The following is a 14,310-nucleotide window of genomic DNA, read 5'->3' as shown; positions in this document are numbered from 1 at the left end:
CGATCGGCGGCCACCGCTAGCCCTCGCGCCCGCCAGCCGGCTCGCCCGCGCGCCCCTCGGGCTCGCCGGCCCCGCCCGACGCGAGGCACGGGCCCTGCTGCCCGCCGCCGAGCAGCAGGCACGCCTCGTCCATGAAGCACCGGTCCGCTCGGACGAACGCCGCCAGGAGGGCGGCAAGCGCGGCGTACATGCCGCTCCGGTCCTTCTCGACGACGCCGTCGACGAAGCGGTCGACCCAGTTCAGAACGTGCTCGTCGACGAAGTCCCGCTGGTCTCCCAGCATGCGCGCCGCCTGGTCGTCCCGCTCCTCGAAGAAGAGCTCGTACGCCTCGGCGCTCAGGCGCGCGAGGAAGTCGAGCAGGGCGGACAGGTGGTCGGGAGGGAAGTTGCCCCCGTCCGCCCTCAGCCGGTAGCCGTGGTCCTCGTAGAAGCGCCTCACCGCGGCTGTGCTCGGCTTGAACAGAACCGGGCTCTCCTCGGTGTGGCACGACTCCCACGGGTACACGAACGAGTCGCCGGGAACCAGGAACAGGTCCACGAACGCCTGCCCCACCTCCCCGACGTCGCTGGCAGCTGCCTGCGCCCGGCAGCGCTCCCAGCACGCCCCGACCCCGGAGGGGCTGCCCCCGGAACCGGCCACCACGCCTTCGCCGTAGGCTGCGAAGGCGGCCGCCGACTCCTCAGAGCCGACGACCTCAAGCAGCCGAGAGGCGTCGGCGGTGCCGAACGCGACGTGGAGCAGCTCGTACCCGTAGATCCGCGCCGCCAGCTTGTCGCCCAAATCCCTCACGATAGCGTTCTCACCCATTCGGCACCTCCGTCCTCTCCGCCGTCAGCGCATCGTGCGCCGCCCTACCACGTCACCTCGCGCCAGTCGCCCGCGAAGGCGGCCTCCTTCGCCTTGATCAGCACGTTCGGATGCGTCAGGTCAGGCGAGGGCAGCACCGCGATGCTGCCCCTGTCAAGGCTGCCGTACTTCTTCTCCAGCTCGCTGATCTCGCCGAAGTCGAGCGCGCGGTTCGGGCACCCGGCCACGCAGGCGGGCAGGCTCCCCTCCTGGCGCAGGCCGTAGCAGCCGTCGCACTTCCCCGACACGCCCTCGGCCGCGATGAACTTCGGATGGCCGTACGGGCACGACATGACGCACATCCTGCAGCCGACGCACATCGACGGGTCCTGGATGACCGTGCCGTCCGGCGCCTTGTAGATGGCGCCCGTCGGGCAGTTGTGCAGGCAGATCGGATCGTCGCAGTGGTTGCAGCTCTCCGAGTAGCTGTAGCAGGCGACGTCAGGGAAGCTCCCGACGCTGTACGTCTGCGCGGTGCGATAGAGGATCCCCACGTCGAGGCGGTTCTTGTCCTTGCAGGCTACTTGGCACGCGCGGCAGCCGGCGCAACGGTCCTGGTCCAGGTAAAATCCAACGCTCATGTTCCATCAACCCCTCTCTACTTTCCCGCGTTCTCGGCGGTGACGCCCGGGAACAGGCGCGGCGGCAGGTCGCAGTCGTCCTCCAAGGGCTTGCCCGTGTACTTCTCTATGTTGCAGATCTGGTTGTTGTAACCGGAGACGCCCATGCCGCCGAACTCGGAGCCGATCAGGTAGTTGTCGGACCCGGCGCGGTCGATGCCCGTCTCCTCGTCCACGTCGACCCACGCGCCGTGGGGCACGCCCACCAGGCCCGGGATCATGACGTCGAGCAGGGCGGCCTTGCGCAGGCCCTGGCCGTACGGCGAGGAGATGAGCACCGTGTCGCCGTCAGCGATGCCGAGGCCCTCGGCGTCGGAACGGGCGAGGAACACCGGGCTCGCCCATGCCTCGCGCAGCCACGGGCAGTTGTCGAACACGCTGTGGGAGCGACGCAGGTAGTGCGGGTTGAACATGAGGAACGGGAACTCCGCCTTCTCGCCGCCGATCTTGCCGCCCTTGAACGTGGACTCGTAGCCGGTCACCGGCACCACGTAGGTGGGGTACGGCTTGTAGTGCTCGCGGTAGGGGAACTCGAACGACATCATGAGGTCGTAGCGCGCCTGGCAGTAGATCTCGAGCTTGCCCGAGGCGCTCTTGAGCGGATGGGCCTCGGGATCGGCCACGAACTCCTTGTAGCCGATGTAGCCGAAGCGGTCGCCCTTCGAGCGCTCGACCTGGTGCCCGCCGTTGTCGATGAGCTCCTGCAGCGTGATGACGCCCTGCTGGGGCTCGCCCTTGGCCCCGAGCTTCTCGATGTCGTCCGCCGTCAGCGTGACGAGCTTGCCGTACGTGCCGTCATCCTGGATCACCTGCGCGCCGGCGATCTTCTCGTAGAGCTGCTGCTCCTCCGAGGTGTTGTACGCCAGGTCGGGGTCCTTGCCCACGCCGGCGATGAGCAGCCGGCCGATCTCCTGGTCGGTCTTGGCCTCGCCGATGGGGTCGGTCACCTTCGTGAAGAACTGGAGGTACTCGCGGTTGCTGCCGCTGAAGCCGCCGCAGCGCTCCCACTCGGTGGTGACGGGCAGGACGATGTCGGAGTAGCGCGCGTTGGTCGTCATGAACTGCGCCAGCGTCAGCACGAAGTCAACCGCCCGATGCGCCTCGATGCCCTCCTTCTGGCTGAGCGAGGTCTGAAGCGTCGCGTCCGACATGTGGTAGATGCACTTGATGGGCCCGAGCTCGGTGGGGTTGGGCTTGTGGAAGGAGGCATACGCGTTGGACACGTCCTGGGTGTGCCCGCCGCCCTCGATGATGATCTTGTAGATCTGGGGCTGACGCACGCCCGTGGTGATGGAGTCGGCGGTCTTGGGCATCTTCGCCGCGCCGGCCTTCACGAGCGTGGGGCCGTTGTTGCCGGCCGCCGAATGGTACGCGCCCGCCGTGGCGTGGCCCGACTTGCCCATGTGGCCGCCCATGGCGCCGAGGGCCATGAACATCTGCGGGATCATCTCGGCGCCGTTGCAGCGGGCCATGCCGTAGTTGTGCAGCAGCATGACCTTGTTGCCCTTGCCGAGGACGCGCGCGAGCTCGGTGACCTTCTCGGGCGGGATGCCGCAGATCGGCTCGGCCCACTCCGGGGTCTTCGGCACGCCGTCGTACGCGCCGAGGACGTAGTCCTTGAGGTTCTCGTCAAGCGTGGCGTCGGCGGGCATGTGCTCCGCGTCGAAGCCGACCGTGCAGCGGTTGAGGAAGTCCCAGTCGACGACGTCGCCCTCCTTCTCGTCGAGCCGCAGCATCTCGTAGGCCGTCGCCAGCATGAGCGCCATGTCGGTGCCGGCGCGCACGGGCAGCCAGTCGGCGTCGAGCATCTGGGCGGAGGAGTTGTACAGCGGGTCGACGCAGATGAACTTCACGCCCTGCTCGCGCGCGTGCAGCCAGATGTTGATGGGCAGGCCGGCAGCTGACCACATGGGGTTCGACGACCACATGACGACGTAGTCGGCGTTCTCCATGTCGAAGCGGTCGTTGCCGTTGCCCAGGTCGACGTTGGGCAGGCCGATCAGCGTGGAGTCGAGCGTGTAGGTGCCGTGCGAGGTGGTGTCCCAGCCGCGCACGTAGCCGGAGAGCACGTTGAGGGTCGCGTTGTTGGACTTGCAGTAGAAGCCCGTCGGGCCGTACTCGTCGGAGATGCGGTTGATCTCCTCGGACGCCAGCTTGATGGCCTCGTCCCAGCTGATGACCTCCCACTCGTCCTTGCCGCGCAGGGAGCCGTTGGAGTTGGCGCCGCCGCCGGGCTGCCAGCCCTTGCGCTTGAGCGGGTGCATGAGGCGGTCGCCGCCGAAGCACTGCTGCTGCTGCGCCTTGCCGCGCACGCAGCCGCGCTGCTGCGGGTACTCGAAGGAGTCCTCGTGCGTGTCATCGGTCTTCTGGCGGACGACGGCGCCGTCCTTCACCATGACCTTGTTCATGCAGCGCCCGCCGCAGTTGTGCCAGCACGCGACGGGGATCCACTCGCCGTCCTTCGCCTTGTCGACGGGCGGCACGTGCCCCTCGATGGCCTCGACGGACGTCCCCGACGAGCAGCCGGTCGCCATGAGGGCCGAAGCCGACAGGGCCACGGCGGCGCTCGTCCCGACGAACGCGCGCCTCGTCAGATTCTTTGATGAGCTCATATTCTTATCCCCCTAGCTCTAGATGATGCTGGCCGCGTAGAACGCCCACCGGGCGATGCACACCCCGACGAGGACGGCAGCGAAGACCGCGGCGGGGAGGGCCTTGTCGTCCCTCTTGCTCGCCAGCACGGCGAGAGCACCCGACGCCGCCGGCGCCACCACGATGGCCGCCACGAACGGCACGATGCCCAGGCCGAGGCCGGCGAAGTGGACGGCCTCGCAGACGAGCGTGACCGCGAGCAGGGCCGCCAGGGCGAGCGTCATCATGAAGAACGGCTGGCTCTTGTAGGCGCCCTTCGCGAACAGGGCGTACAGCGCGAAGCCCATCGCCAGGTCGCCCACGACGAACAGCGGCACCGTCGCCCACGTGCACCAGGCCGATACGCCGAACGTCGAGATGTAGGCGAGCCCCATGATGACCGTCAGGATGAGCGCCAGCACGGCCCCCACGATGCGCAGCGCACGCGGGGCGTCGCCCTTGCGCCACGTGACGATCAGGTCGGCGATCAGCACGATGCCGAAGGCGATGGAGAAGTACGCCTCCTGCGCGATGCCCGCGCGGTAGTTGGCCAGCGCGTTGAGGAACATGCCGGGACGGGCCAGGTGCATCAGGCACCCGAGCAGCCCCACTCCCAGCAGCACCAAGCACACCAGCGGGAACGCCCACGGCGTGCGCCTGTCCCTATCCAAGGGGAACAGGGCGTTCGCGATGTACGCGCCCGCGGCAAGACCCGCGAGCGTCGTGAACACGAACAGCGGAAACTCAGAAATCATCGGCACAACCCCTCTCAAGTAGTACCCCATACTCTGTGAGAACGAAGCGCTCGGGCGGCTGGGCACCTAGGATTTCCCCTCCGTAAAGCACCCGCGTTCATTAGTGTCATATTAATGTGGTTCACTAGTTCAGTCAACATCTATTCCACACAAGTTGGAGCTGTGAGATAATGAGAGGTGCTGGGCGCTCCGTCGCGAGGCGGGCGCGGGCCACACGGCGACAACTGCGAGGACGGCATGTACGGACCCCTTGTCATAGCGTATCTGTTCCTCGGCGGCGCCGCAGCCGGGGGCATGTTCGTCGCCGCAGCCTGGAGCCTGGCCTTCCGCCGCCTGCCGGGCGGCCGCGAGCACGCCGTGCGCCACGCGCGGGCGTTCGCCGCGCTGCAGGCCCGCGCGTGGCCGCTGTGCCTGCTGCTCCTCGTGCTCGCCATCTCGGCGCTGTTCTGGGACCTCGGCCGGCCCGACCGCATGATGCTCCTCATGATGAGCCCGCGCGTCACCGTCATGACGTTCGGGACGCTCTGCCTCGTCGTCGAGCTCCTGCTCGGCATCGCGCTCACGCTGCGAAGCCTCTTCCACCTGAGGGTCCTCGGCGGACGCGCGGGCCGCGTGCTCGAGGCGCTGTGCTGCGCCTGCTCGCTGTGCACCATGGCATACACCGCGTTTTTGCTGATGAGCGCCATGGGCATGCCGTTCTGGAGCTCCCCGTGGCTCGTCGGCGTGTTCACGTGCTCGTCGCTCTCGAACGGGCTCTCGCTGCTTCTGCTGGTGGACTACTTCACCAAGGACCAGACGATCCTCCTGCGCGCCGTCAAGCCGCTGCAGAAGGCCCATCTGGCCTGCCTCGCCGCGGAGGCGGTCACGCTCGCGCTCTTCCTGTCCGCGGCCTTCGCCAACCCCGGCGCCCGCAGCGCGTGCGCAGCCCTGCTCTCCCCCGACATGATGCCGATCGCGAGCGTGGGGGTGGGCGTGCTCGGCCTCGCCCTGCCCGCCGCCCTGGAGACGTACTCGCTGACGAGAAAGGAGTGCCGCTGCATACCGCTGGCAGACGTCCTGTGTCTTTTCGGAGGGCTCTGCTTGCGATACTGTATTATCACCTGCGGAATCAGCTAAACGGCCGCGAGCTGCCGGCCGCGAGCAACTTAGACGGAGCACAAGCGCATGCGCACCAACGAGAGCATAGTATTCAGAGTAGAAGAGACGTCCGACCTCCCCATATGGGTTCAGCTGCGCAATCGCATCGCCTACCTCATACGCAGCGGCTTCTTCAAGGCGGGCGAGCAGCTGCCGAGCGTGCGCAGCTTGGCGGCCGAGGCGCACATCAACTACAACACGGTGGCGAAAGCCTACCGCGACCTGGAGCTCTCCGGGCTCATCATATCGATCCGCGGGCGCGGCATGTTCGTCCAGAACGGCGTGAGCGAGGGGGACGCCGAGAGGCTCGCCGTCGACGCGCTGCTCGAGAACTGCATCCGACAGTACCGCGCCATGGGCATGACCTACCAGGAGATCAGCGAGCACGCGCAGAGCGTCATCGGAGAGTTCAAGCGCAAGGCCCTCGAGGCAGAAGAGGAGAAGCTGAGCTATGGGACTGTTCAACCGAGATAGCGCCGGGCGGCAAGCCGGCACGCCCGAGGGAGCCCCGTCGCGCGGGAGCACGGCCGCCTTCGCCGACATCGAGATGCACAACTCGCCGCGCACGCGGCACGTTGACGACAACGCGCCCAACGTGTTCGCGGCCTTCGTGTTCGCCGTGCTCTTCGCGCTGGCAAGCGGCGCCGGGTACCTCGTCGCGCGCGAGGTGAACATCTGGGTGCTGTGCGTCGGGTTCGCCGTGGCCGTCGCGGGCATCTTCACCGTCCGCATCGCCTCCCAGTGGGAGCGCGCCATCGTGCTGCGCTTCGGCACGTTCAACCGCGTCGCCGGGCCGGGGCTGTTCCTCACCATCCCCTTCGTCGAGCACATCGCCCTGCGCGCCGACCTGCGCGTCATGCTCACCGGGTTCAGCGCCGAGGAGACCCTGACCTCGGATTTGGTGCCTGTCAACGTGGACGCCGCCGTGTTCTGGATGGTGTGGGACGCCGAGAAGGCGTGCATGGAGGTGGAGGACTACTACGACGCCGTGTCCATGGCGGCCCAGACCGCGCTGCGCGACGCCATCGGCCGCAAGAGCATCTCCGACGTGACCATCCACCGCGACAAGCTCGACCAGGAGCTGCGCGAGAAGATCGAGGAGAAGACGAACCCGTGGGGCATCTCCATCCTGTCGGTCGAGATCCGCGACATCGTCATCCCGAAGGACCTGCAGAAGGACATGGCCGCGGCGGCGAAGGCCGAGCGCGAGAAGGACGCGCGCATCGTGCTCGCCGAGGTGGAGAAGGACATCGCGGCCATGCTGCTCGAGGCCACCGAGGTCTACCGCAAGGACGAGATGGCCTTCGAGCTGCGCTCCATGCACCTGCTGAGCGAGGGCGTAAAGGAGTCCAACGGGACGCTCGTCATCCCGAGCGCCTACTCGGAGGGCTTCAAGCGTGACAAGTAGCCTCCCCCTTCGCCACAAAACGCAAAGCAGGCCAGCGGCGACGTGGCCGCTGGCCTGCGAAATTGCTGGCGCCCCCGAGAGGACTCGAACCTCCGACGCACGGTTTAGGAAACCGACGCTCTATCCGCTGAGCTACGGGGGCCTGATGGCAAGCGCATCAAAGTCTACCACAACTGGCCGCGCGATCACACGCGCCAACCAGCGAGAAATGCGCGATCTGATACCCCAAAAGCCCGCCGGCAGAAAGCTCCTTTCAGCAAGATCCGCAAAACCCCTGCTCAGAAGAAATCACTCTTGCCCAGTCGGGTGCCCGCGCGATCCGATTCCCCCCAAATGGGTATCAGATCGCGCATTTCTCGCCCTTTCCCAAGCAAAAGCGTGTATTCCCGCGCGCCGTCCTTCGCACATTCACTCGTTCGCAAGGCCCTGGCGCCTGCGCACGCCCGTGCGCAGCCCTTCGCGCTCTTCGCGCACTCCCGTGCGCCGCCCTTCGCACCCGTGCGCAGCCCTTCGCGCACGCCCGCGCGCAGCCCGCCGCGCTCGCTCGCCGCTCTTCGCACCTCTCGCGCAGCCCGCCGCGCGCCTGCGGGCGCTCGCGCACGGCGCGCGCCACCCTTCGCACCCTTCGCACCCCGCGCACTCGCGCCGAAACTGCCCCTGCCACCATTGACAATCGCGATTCCCGCTATAGAATATGAGCACTTACATAGCGTTTCCCCGCAGAAGCGCTCTGGATCCCCTGGTCGGCGGCGCGCGCCGCCAGCCGAGAGGAAACAGGGCGTGGATGGGGTCTCTGGAGAATCCCGGCAACGGGTGCCGAAGGGGCAAGGCGCTTGGGGAGGCCGCCGCGCATCGCGCGCCGCAGCCGCACCGCAAGCGTTGAAACTCTCAGGCCAAAGGACAGAGTGAAGCAATGAGCTTAATCGCGCATTCCTTTTCCCTTCTTCGGGTGTCCTCTGGAGATTTCGCCGCACCGGGTGCGGAGGACTCGCAGGTAACGAGGAACCGAAGGAAGGATAGTTCAATTGGAAAGCTTCTTTGAGTCGTTCAACGAGATCTTGGGCGTTATCGACGACTTCATCTGGGGCGTGCCGCTCATGGTGCTCATCCTGTTCGGCGGCCTGCTGCTCACCTGCCGCCTGAAGGGCCTGCAGTTCAGCCAGCTGCCGCGCGCGCTCCGCTACATGATCAAGAACGAGGAGGGCGGCAAGGGCGAGGTGTCGAGCTTCGCCGCGCTGTGCACCGCGCTGTCGGCCACCATCGGCACCGGCAACATCGTGGGCGTTGCCACCGCCATCGTGGCGGGCGGCCCGGGCGCGCTGTTCTGGATGTGGCTCGCCGCGCTGTTCGGCATGGCCACCAAGTACTCCGAGGGCCTGCTCGCCGTGAAGTACCGCTCCGTGAGCGCGAACGGCCACGTGCTCGGCGGCCCGTTCTACTACATCGAGCGCGGCATGGGCATGAGCTGGCGCTGGCTCGCCAAGCTGTTCGCGTTCTTCGGCATGTGCGTGGGCCTGTTCGGCATCGGCACGTTCACGCAGGTCAACTCCATCTCCGGCGCCATCACGGGCTTCTTTGACCCCGAGGGCGCGCACACCGTGAGCCTGCTCGGCATGGACTACTCCGTCGCCACCATCGCCGGCTCGCTGCTCCTGGCGCTGCTGGTGGGCCTCGTGCTCATCGGCGGCCTGCGCCGCATCGCCAGCGTGTCCGAGAAGGTCATCCCCGCCATGGTGGTCATCTACGTGGGCTTCTCGCTGGTCCTGATCGTCGCGAACATCACCGCGCTGCCCGCCGCGCTCGTGACCATCTTCCAGAGCGCGTTCGGCCTGCAGGCCGCTGCCGGCGGCGCGCTGGGGGCCATCATCATCGCCATGCAGAAGGGCATCGCGCGCGGCATCTTCTCGAACGAGGCCGGCCTGGGCTCGGCGCCCATCGCCGCCGCGGCCGCGCAGACCAAGGAGCCGGTGCGCCAGGGCCTCGTGTCCATGACCGGCACGTTTCTGGACACCATCATCGTGTGCTCCATGACGGGCCTGGCCATCGTGATGACCGGCGCCTACCAGCTACCCGGCCTCGAGGGGTCGGCCGTGACCACCGCCGCGTTCCAGGCGGGCCTGCCGTTCATCCCCGGCGAGGTGGTGGCGTTCATCATGATGCTGTGCCTGGTCCTGTTCGGCTTCACCACCATCCTGGGCTGGGACTACTACGGCGAGCGCTGCCTCGAGTACTTCTCCAACGGCTCCATGAAGGCCGTGAAGGCGTACCGCTGGCTCTACATCCTCGCCGTGTTCATCGGCCCCTACATGACGGTCTCCGCCGTGTGGACCATCGCCGACATCTTCAACGGATTGATGGCGCTGCCCAACATGGTCGCCCTGATCGCGCTGTCGGGCGTAGTGGCGAAGGAGACGCGCGGCTACTTCGCGCGCCTGAAGGCCGCGGACGGCGTGGAGGCCGCCATGGCACCGCGTCCCGACGACTCCGAGGACTGGAAGGTGCCGAAGGACCGCGCAGGTGCGGGCGCAGGTGCGGGCGCAGGCGCGGGCGCGGGCGCTGGCTCGGAGTTGGAGCCTGCTACAGCTTAGCACGTGCTACAGCTTAACGTGCCGAAGGGCCGCGGACGGCGCTGCTGCGCCTTCGCGGCCCTTCGCCGTCCCTCGCTACCTGAGCGCGTCGGCCACCTTGCGGGCCGCGGCGGTGATGGTGAGGTCGTTCACGTCCACCACGATGTCGGCGTAGCGCTCGTACAGCGGCTTGCGCTCGTCGTACAGGTCGCGCAGGCTCATGCCGATGCCGCCCTTCATCACCACGCCGCGCTCCGAGAAGTCGGTCAGGCGCGCGCGGAGCTCGTCGTAGCTGATCTGCAGGTACACGACGCGTCCGATCGCGCCGAGGTGCTCCATGGCCTCCTTCGAGTACACCGCCGAGCCGCCCGTGGAGATGATGGTGTGCTTGAAGCTCATCTTGGAGAGCACCTGGTTCTCCACGTCGATGAAGCCCTCGGGGCCGCACGCGTCGATGAGGCGCTGCAGCGTGTTGTCGCACTGCTGCTGGATGAGCAGGTCAGCGTCGACGAAATCGTAGTTCATGATCTTCGCCAAAACGACGCCGAGCGTGGACTTCCCTGCGCCGGGCATGCCGATGAGCACGATGTTGTCACGTCCCGGCTCGTCAATCTTCTCCTTCATGGCCTTTCCTCACTCCTTCGCCGGCTCGGCGTCCTCAAGCGCCGCCGGCTCGTCTTTCCGCTTCCCGAACTTCTCGGGCAGAACCTCGCTTACCACAATAGCACCAAAGATGAGCGCGAAGCCCGCCAGCAGGCGCGGCGTCATCTGCTCGCCGTAGAGCAGCACCGAGAACAGCACGCCGAACACCGACTCCAGCGACAGCAGCAGCGAGCCCTGCGCGGGGGGCACGTGGGCCAGCGCCACGTTCTGGAACACGAGCGCCACGCATGACGCGAATATCACCAGGTAGAACAAGTTGAACAGGAACTCCGGCGAGAGCGCGGCCACGTTCGGCGGCGCCTCCGTGAGCGCTCCGATGGCGACGCCGCAGATGCCGCCGACCCAGAACTGGTACACCGTGAGGGCCAGCACGTCGCGGCCCTGCGCGAACTTCGCCACGCACGCGATGTGCACCGCGAAGAACACCGCGCACACCAGCGTCATGAAGTCGCCGAACTCCACCGTGAGCGCCCCCGAGGAGAGCGACACCATCCCGACGCCCGCCACGCACATCACGGCCGCTACCAGGTTGAACGAAGTCGGGCGCTTCTTCGCGATCAGCCAGAACACGAACGGCACGATCACGCAGTACGTGGCCGTGAGGAACGCGTTCTTGCCGGGTGTGGTGTGGGCGAGCCCGATGGTCTGCGTCCAGAAGGCGAGGAAGTTCAGCGCGCCCAAGATGCCGCCCGCCACAAGGTACTCCCTGGTCAGCGCAGCGCGCAGATGGCGGAAGAACACCGCGGTGAGCACCGCGGCCGTGAGCGCGAAGCGCACGCCGATGAGCCATGCGGGCTCGAGCACGCTCACGGCGTCCTTCATCACCACGAAGCTGAAGCCCCAGATGACGGTGGCCACAACGATCATGAGCTTGTACACGATGGCGGGGATGTTCCTCTTTGCGTTCATAGGCCGCCTATTATAGCGGACTGAGCGGCGGAGGCCGCGCGCAGCGTGAACGAATGTTTCACGTGAAACATTCGGGCAGCACGCGGGGAGCGCGGAGCGAACGGACGCGAGGGGGACGGTGGGGCGGCGCGGGACGGACGGGGGTGGCGGCGTGGGGCGGGCGTACGGCGCGGGACGGACGCCGGGGGAGCGGGAGCACGCGAGGCGAAGCGAGAGGCGCCGCCACGGACGCGACCACGCCCCCGCACGCGCGCGCCTACCGGGCGCCGCCGCCTGCGCCGAAGCCGCCACCGCCGCCTGCGGAGAAGCCGCCGCCGAACCCGCCGGCGCTGCTGCCGGCGCTGAGGTTGACCGCCGCCGCACGCGCCCCCTCGTACGTCTCGTCGACCGAGGCGTTGATCGTCTCGCTCGCGCTGCGCGCCGCCACGCCGCTCGCGGCGTACCATGCGTACCACGGCATGAAGGACATGCCGCCGAAGTCGGACGCGCGGCGGCTGGCGTCAGGGACGGCCGCCTCCCAGTCCTTCATCGCCGGCCCCGTCACGCCGAAGAGGAAGGCGTACACCATGAGCTCGCTCATCTTCTCCTCGCTCTCAGGCGGGAAGTCAGCGCAGCTCGACGCGTCGCGCATCCAGTTGCGCAGCGCCTTCGCGCGCGCCGCGACGTTGTTGCCGTGCTCGGAGCGGCGCGGCATGTAGTTGGCCAGCAACGCGAGCACCGCGCACGTGGGAACCGCGAGCGCCGCCGCGAGCAGCTCGTCCGTCACGGCGGTCATGAGCAGGCCGACCACCAGCACCACGACCGCCGCAGCCGCCAGCGCCTTGCGCAGCTTGTAGCCCGCGGGCTCGAAGAAGTCCTGCTTCGCAACCTCATCGGACAGCACCGCCTGCCACCCCTTCATGCTCTCCACGTAGGCTTCGGGGCGCCGGTCGGCATGCTCGCGCAGGGACACGAGCCAGAGGGAGGGCTCGCCTCCGGCGACGTCCTCGAACAGCAGCTTCAGCGTGGCGCGCTCGATGGGGTCGGTGACCTTGCGCGCCTGGTCGTCGACGCACACGACGCGGTAGTCCTCGACCTCTTTGCCGAAGCTGTCGGGGTGGACGCCTGCTTCTATGCGCAGCACGCCGCGGCGTGCGAGGTCAAGCAGCGTGGCGGTGAAGTCGTCGGCGCTCTCGTGGTTCCAGCGCCACAGGCGGCCCGCCACCGCCGGCCGCATGCCGCGCTCCGGCACGTCGCGCCAGTACTTCTCGGTGAAGTCGGGCGTGTGCTCGCGCCCGAAGCGCAAGAACAGGATCGCGCCGACCGCGAGGATCAGCGCGCACGCGACCACCAGGCCGATGCGGATCCGCAGGTCGTTGACGCGCTGGTTGTTGGCCTGGTCGGTCCACGCCTTCTCCTCGGCCAGCACGGTGTCGAGGCGCGTGGTTCCCTGGTTCGCCAGGCGCGCCTCGGCGTCGAGGTTCGTGAGCCACGACACGGGGAACACCACGCGCGCCTCGGCGTACTGCCCCGCGACCACGCGGGAGACGTCATAGGTGACGGTGCCGTCCTCGTTGACGGACACCACGCCGTCGAGCGGCCCGTGCCCCCACGCGCGCACGTTGCCGCCAGGCTCGACGGCCACGCCAGGGGGGACGGGCAGCACGATGGTGGCCGACACGTTCTCGGAGTCCACCTCGCGGCCCTCGCCCACGTACTTCCAGTAGACCTCGGCGATGTCGTCGTACGCCTGCACGCCGTTGGCCACGACGTAGTCGATCTCGAAGATCATCTGCGCGTCTTCCCGGTCGAAGAACGCGTAGAGCGTGTTTCGCGCCCGGTCGAACGACCAGGAGTCAGTGCCGGGGCCGCCCTCCTCGCGCCAGCCCACCTTGAAGGGCACGGAGTCGAGCGCCATCCACTCGCCCTCCACGCTGCCCGCGGCGTCGACGTGCGCCATGCGCACCGCGTTGACCGTGACCTCGGCGTTTTGCGGCAGGCCCTGGAACTCCCACCACACCGCGGTGAACGCGCCGTCGAAGTCGAACGCGCGCTGCTCCACCACGTGGAGCGAGCCGTCGGTCTGAGCCTGGGCCGTGAGGTTCACGCTCGGGCAGCTGTAGGACTTCGCCAGGGCGGGCGCGGGCGTCGCCAAGCAGGCCAGGCACGCGAGAAGCGCGCACGCAGCGAGCGCGAGGGCGATGCGCGCCGCATGGGCGCGAGGGACGGGCGCCGTCTGGGAGGCGCGAAGCGCAGCTTTCACCTCAGGACCTCCTTGGTCTTTCGTTCGAAAACCACCGTTTGGGGAAATTAGCCTCCATTATACGCCCCGCGGAGATGTGTTTTTCGTTGCATTGGCCGCAGAAGTCGGGTATGATTCTTTATTGTTTGCGGAGAAGTGACCGAGAGGCCGAAGGTGCTCGCCTGCTAAGTGAGTATGCCCCAAAAGGGCATCTAGGGTTCGAATCCCTACTTCTCCGCCACGACTTTTCAACGCCCCGACACGGGGCGTTTTTCATGTTCCTGGACTCTGCGGCTTTTAAGCGAGTCCCCCTCCTTGGGGGTTATAGGACCACCGACAACGCCCCCTTTGCATCCACCATTTTGAAAAGCTGGATGGAAAACGCCCGTTGTCGGCGATTCGAGCCCCGAGAACCACCGACAACGGGTTGTGTACCGATTGTTGGTGTCATGACTGCGTTTGGGAGGTGCGGGCTTTAGCCCGCCCGAGCAAACGCAGCACTGCCCAGAACTAACTACATATTACACTATTGACATCATGCCGCCCTTCCGA

At 67.3% G+C, this 14,310-nt stretch carries 11 protein-coding genes, 2 tRNA genes and 1 riboswitch; of the genes, 5 read left to right on the top strand and 8 right to left on the bottom strand.

Translation table 11 applies throughout. The features are described 5' to 3' along the window. Positions 1–16: 16 nt before the first annotated feature. From HRL41_RS10260 to HRL41_RS10245, 4 genes are read right to left on the bottom strand one after another with little or no spacing between them, the layout of a single operon-like run. The gene (locus tag HRL41_RS10260) at positions 17–808 is read right to left on the bottom strand and encodes a molecular chaperone (protein ID WP_172136949.1); all 792 of its coding nucleotides are present in this window, start codon (positions 806–808) and stop codon (positions 17–19) included. A 44-nt stretch (positions 809–852) separates the two neighbouring features. Continuing rightward, positions 853–1,428 (bottom strand): 4Fe-4S dicluster domain-containing protein, encoded by a 576-nt coding sequence (locus HRL41_RS10255; RefSeq protein ID WP_172136948.1) that lies wholly within the window; start codon positions 1,426–1,428, stop codon positions 853–855. Positions 1,429–1,445: 17 nt separating this feature from the next. After that, positions 1,446–4,079, bottom strand: coding sequence for a molybdopterin-dependent oxidoreductase (locus HRL41_RS10250; protein ID WP_172136947.1), 2,634 nt, complete (start codon positions 4,077–4,079; stop codon positions 1,446–1,448). Positions 4,080–4,097: 18 nt separating this feature from the next. Continuing rightward, a complete protein-coding gene (locus tag HRL41_RS10245) occupies positions 4,098–4,853 on the bottom strand; it encodes a DmsC/YnfH family molybdoenzyme membrane anchor subunit (protein WP_253904854.1) in 756 nt (251 codons plus the stop codon). Positions 4,854–5,090: 237 nt separating this feature from the next. On the opposite strand from HRL41_RS10245, the gene nrfD reads away from it, so the two are divergent. Genes nrfD through HRL41_RS10230 form a run of 3 tightly spaced genes read left to right on the top strand, consistent with a single transcriptional unit; the run spans position 5,091 to position 7,398 of the window. Further along, complete coding sequence (nrfD, locus tag HRL41_RS10240; protein ID WP_172136945.1) at positions 5,091–5,969, top strand: NrfD/PsrC family molybdoenzyme membrane anchor subunit; 879 nt, start codon at positions 5,091–5,093, stop codon at positions 5,967–5,969. A gap of 48 nt (positions 5,970–6,017) precedes the next feature. Further along, positions 6,018–6,464 carry a GntR family transcriptional regulator gene (locus HRL41_RS10235; protein WP_172136944.1) on the top strand — a complete coding sequence of 149 codons (447 nt, stop codon included), beginning with the start codon at positions 6,018–6,020 and terminating at the stop codon, positions 6,462–6,464. Next, positions 6,442–7,398 carry a slipin family protein gene (locus HRL41_RS10230; protein WP_172136943.1) on the top strand — a complete coding sequence of 319 codons (957 nt, stop codon included), beginning with the start codon at positions 6,442–6,444 and terminating at the stop codon, positions 7,396–7,398. Before HRL41_RS10235 ends, HRL41_RS10230 begins: the two co-directional genes overlap by 23 nt. A 66-nt stretch (positions 7,399–7,464) precedes the next feature. On the opposite strand, the gene HRL41_RS10225 is transcribed toward HRL41_RS10230, so the two are convergent. Continuing rightward, positions 7,465–7,540: transfer RNA gene (locus tag HRL41_RS10225), tRNA-Arg, on the bottom strand. Positions 7,541–8,181: 641 nt separating this feature from the next. Further along, positions 8,182–8,312: riboswitch (glycine riboswitch) on the top strand. A gap of 111 nt (positions 8,313–8,423) precedes the next feature. Here HRL41_RS10225 and HRL41_RS10220 point away from each other — a divergent pair. Next, a complete protein-coding gene (locus tag HRL41_RS10220) occupies positions 8,424–9,986 on the top strand; it encodes a sodium:alanine symporter family protein (protein ID WP_256368333.1) in 1,563 nt (520 codons plus the stop codon). A 75-nt stretch (positions 9,987–10,061) separates the two neighbouring features. On the opposite strand, the gene HRL41_RS10215 is transcribed toward HRL41_RS10220, so the two are convergent. The 3 genes from HRL41_RS10215 to HRL41_RS10205 form a co-directional block, all read right to left on the bottom strand. Next, positions 10,062–10,589 (bottom strand): shikimate kinase, encoded by a 528-nt coding sequence (locus HRL41_RS10215; RefSeq protein ID WP_165171092.1) that lies wholly within the window; start codon positions 10,587–10,589, stop codon positions 10,062–10,064. A 9-nt stretch (positions 10,590–10,598) separates the two neighbouring features. Further along, the gene (locus HRL41_RS10210; RefSeq protein ID WP_172136942.1) at positions 10,599–11,537 is read right to left on the bottom strand and encodes a DMT family transporter; all 939 of its coding nucleotides are present in this window, start codon (positions 11,535–11,537) and stop codon (positions 10,599–10,601) included. 256 nt (positions 11,538–11,793) lie between these two features. Further along, positions 11,794–13,779 (bottom strand): DUF2207 domain-containing protein, encoded by a 1,986-nt coding sequence (locus HRL41_RS10205; RefSeq protein WP_172136941.1) that lies wholly within the window; start codon positions 13,777–13,779, stop codon positions 11,794–11,796. 129 nt (positions 13,780–13,908) lie between these two features. Between HRL41_RS10205 and HRL41_RS10200 the strand changes: the two genes are divergently transcribed. Next, positions 13,909–13,999: transfer RNA gene (locus HRL41_RS10200), tRNA-Ser, on the top strand. The last annotated feature ends 311 nt before the right edge of the window (positions 14,000–14,310 follow it).

Origin of the sequence: Adlercreutzia sp. ZJ473 (genome assembly GCF_013185065.1) — a bacterium.
Taxonomy (GTDB): domain Bacteria; phylum Actinomycetota; class Coriobacteriia; order Coriobacteriales; family Eggerthellaceae; genus CAAEEV01.
Note: the sequence above shows the minus strand (reverse complement) of the source record. Positions and strands in the feature narration are given on the sequence as shown.

What these genes read in the sequence shown, in the direction of transcription:
- HRL41_RS10215 (WP_165171092.1), bottom strand. Translation starts at nt 10,589, where the DNA reads ATGAAGGAGAAGATTGACGAGCCGGGACGTGACAACATCGTGCTCATC.
- HRL41_RS10260 (WP_172136949.1), bottom strand. Translation starts at nt 808, where the DNA reads ATGGGTGAGAACGCTATCGTGAGGGATTTGGGCGACAAGCTGGCGGCG.
- HRL41_RS10245 (WP_253904854.1), bottom strand. Translation starts at nt 4,853, where the DNA reads ATGATTTCTGAGTTTCCGCTGTTCGTGTTCACGACGCTCGCGGGTCTT.
- HRL41_RS10210 (WP_172136942.1), bottom strand. Translation starts at nt 11,537, where the DNA reads ATGAACGCAAAGAGGAACATCCCCGCCATCGTGTACAAGCTCATGATC.
- HRL41_RS10230 (WP_172136943.1), top strand. Translation starts at nt 6,442, where the DNA reads ATGGGACTGTTCAACCGAGATAGCGCCGGGCGGCAAGCCGGCACGCCC.
- HRL41_RS10255 (WP_172136948.1), bottom strand. Translation starts at nt 1,428, where the DNA reads ATGAGCGTTGGATTTTACCTGGACCAGGACCGTTGCGCCGGCTGCCGC.
- HRL41_RS10235 (WP_172136944.1), top strand. Translation starts at nt 6,018, where the DNA reads ATGCGCACCAACGAGAGCATAGTATTCAGAGTAGAAGAGACGTCCGAC.
- HRL41_RS10250 (WP_172136947.1), bottom strand. Translation starts at nt 4,079, where the DNA reads ATGAGCTCATCAAAGAATCTGACGAGGCGCGCGTTCGTCGGGACGAGC.
- nrfD (WP_172136945.1), top strand. Translation starts at nt 5,091, where the DNA reads ATGTACGGACCCCTTGTCATAGCGTATCTGTTCCTCGGCGGCGCCGCA.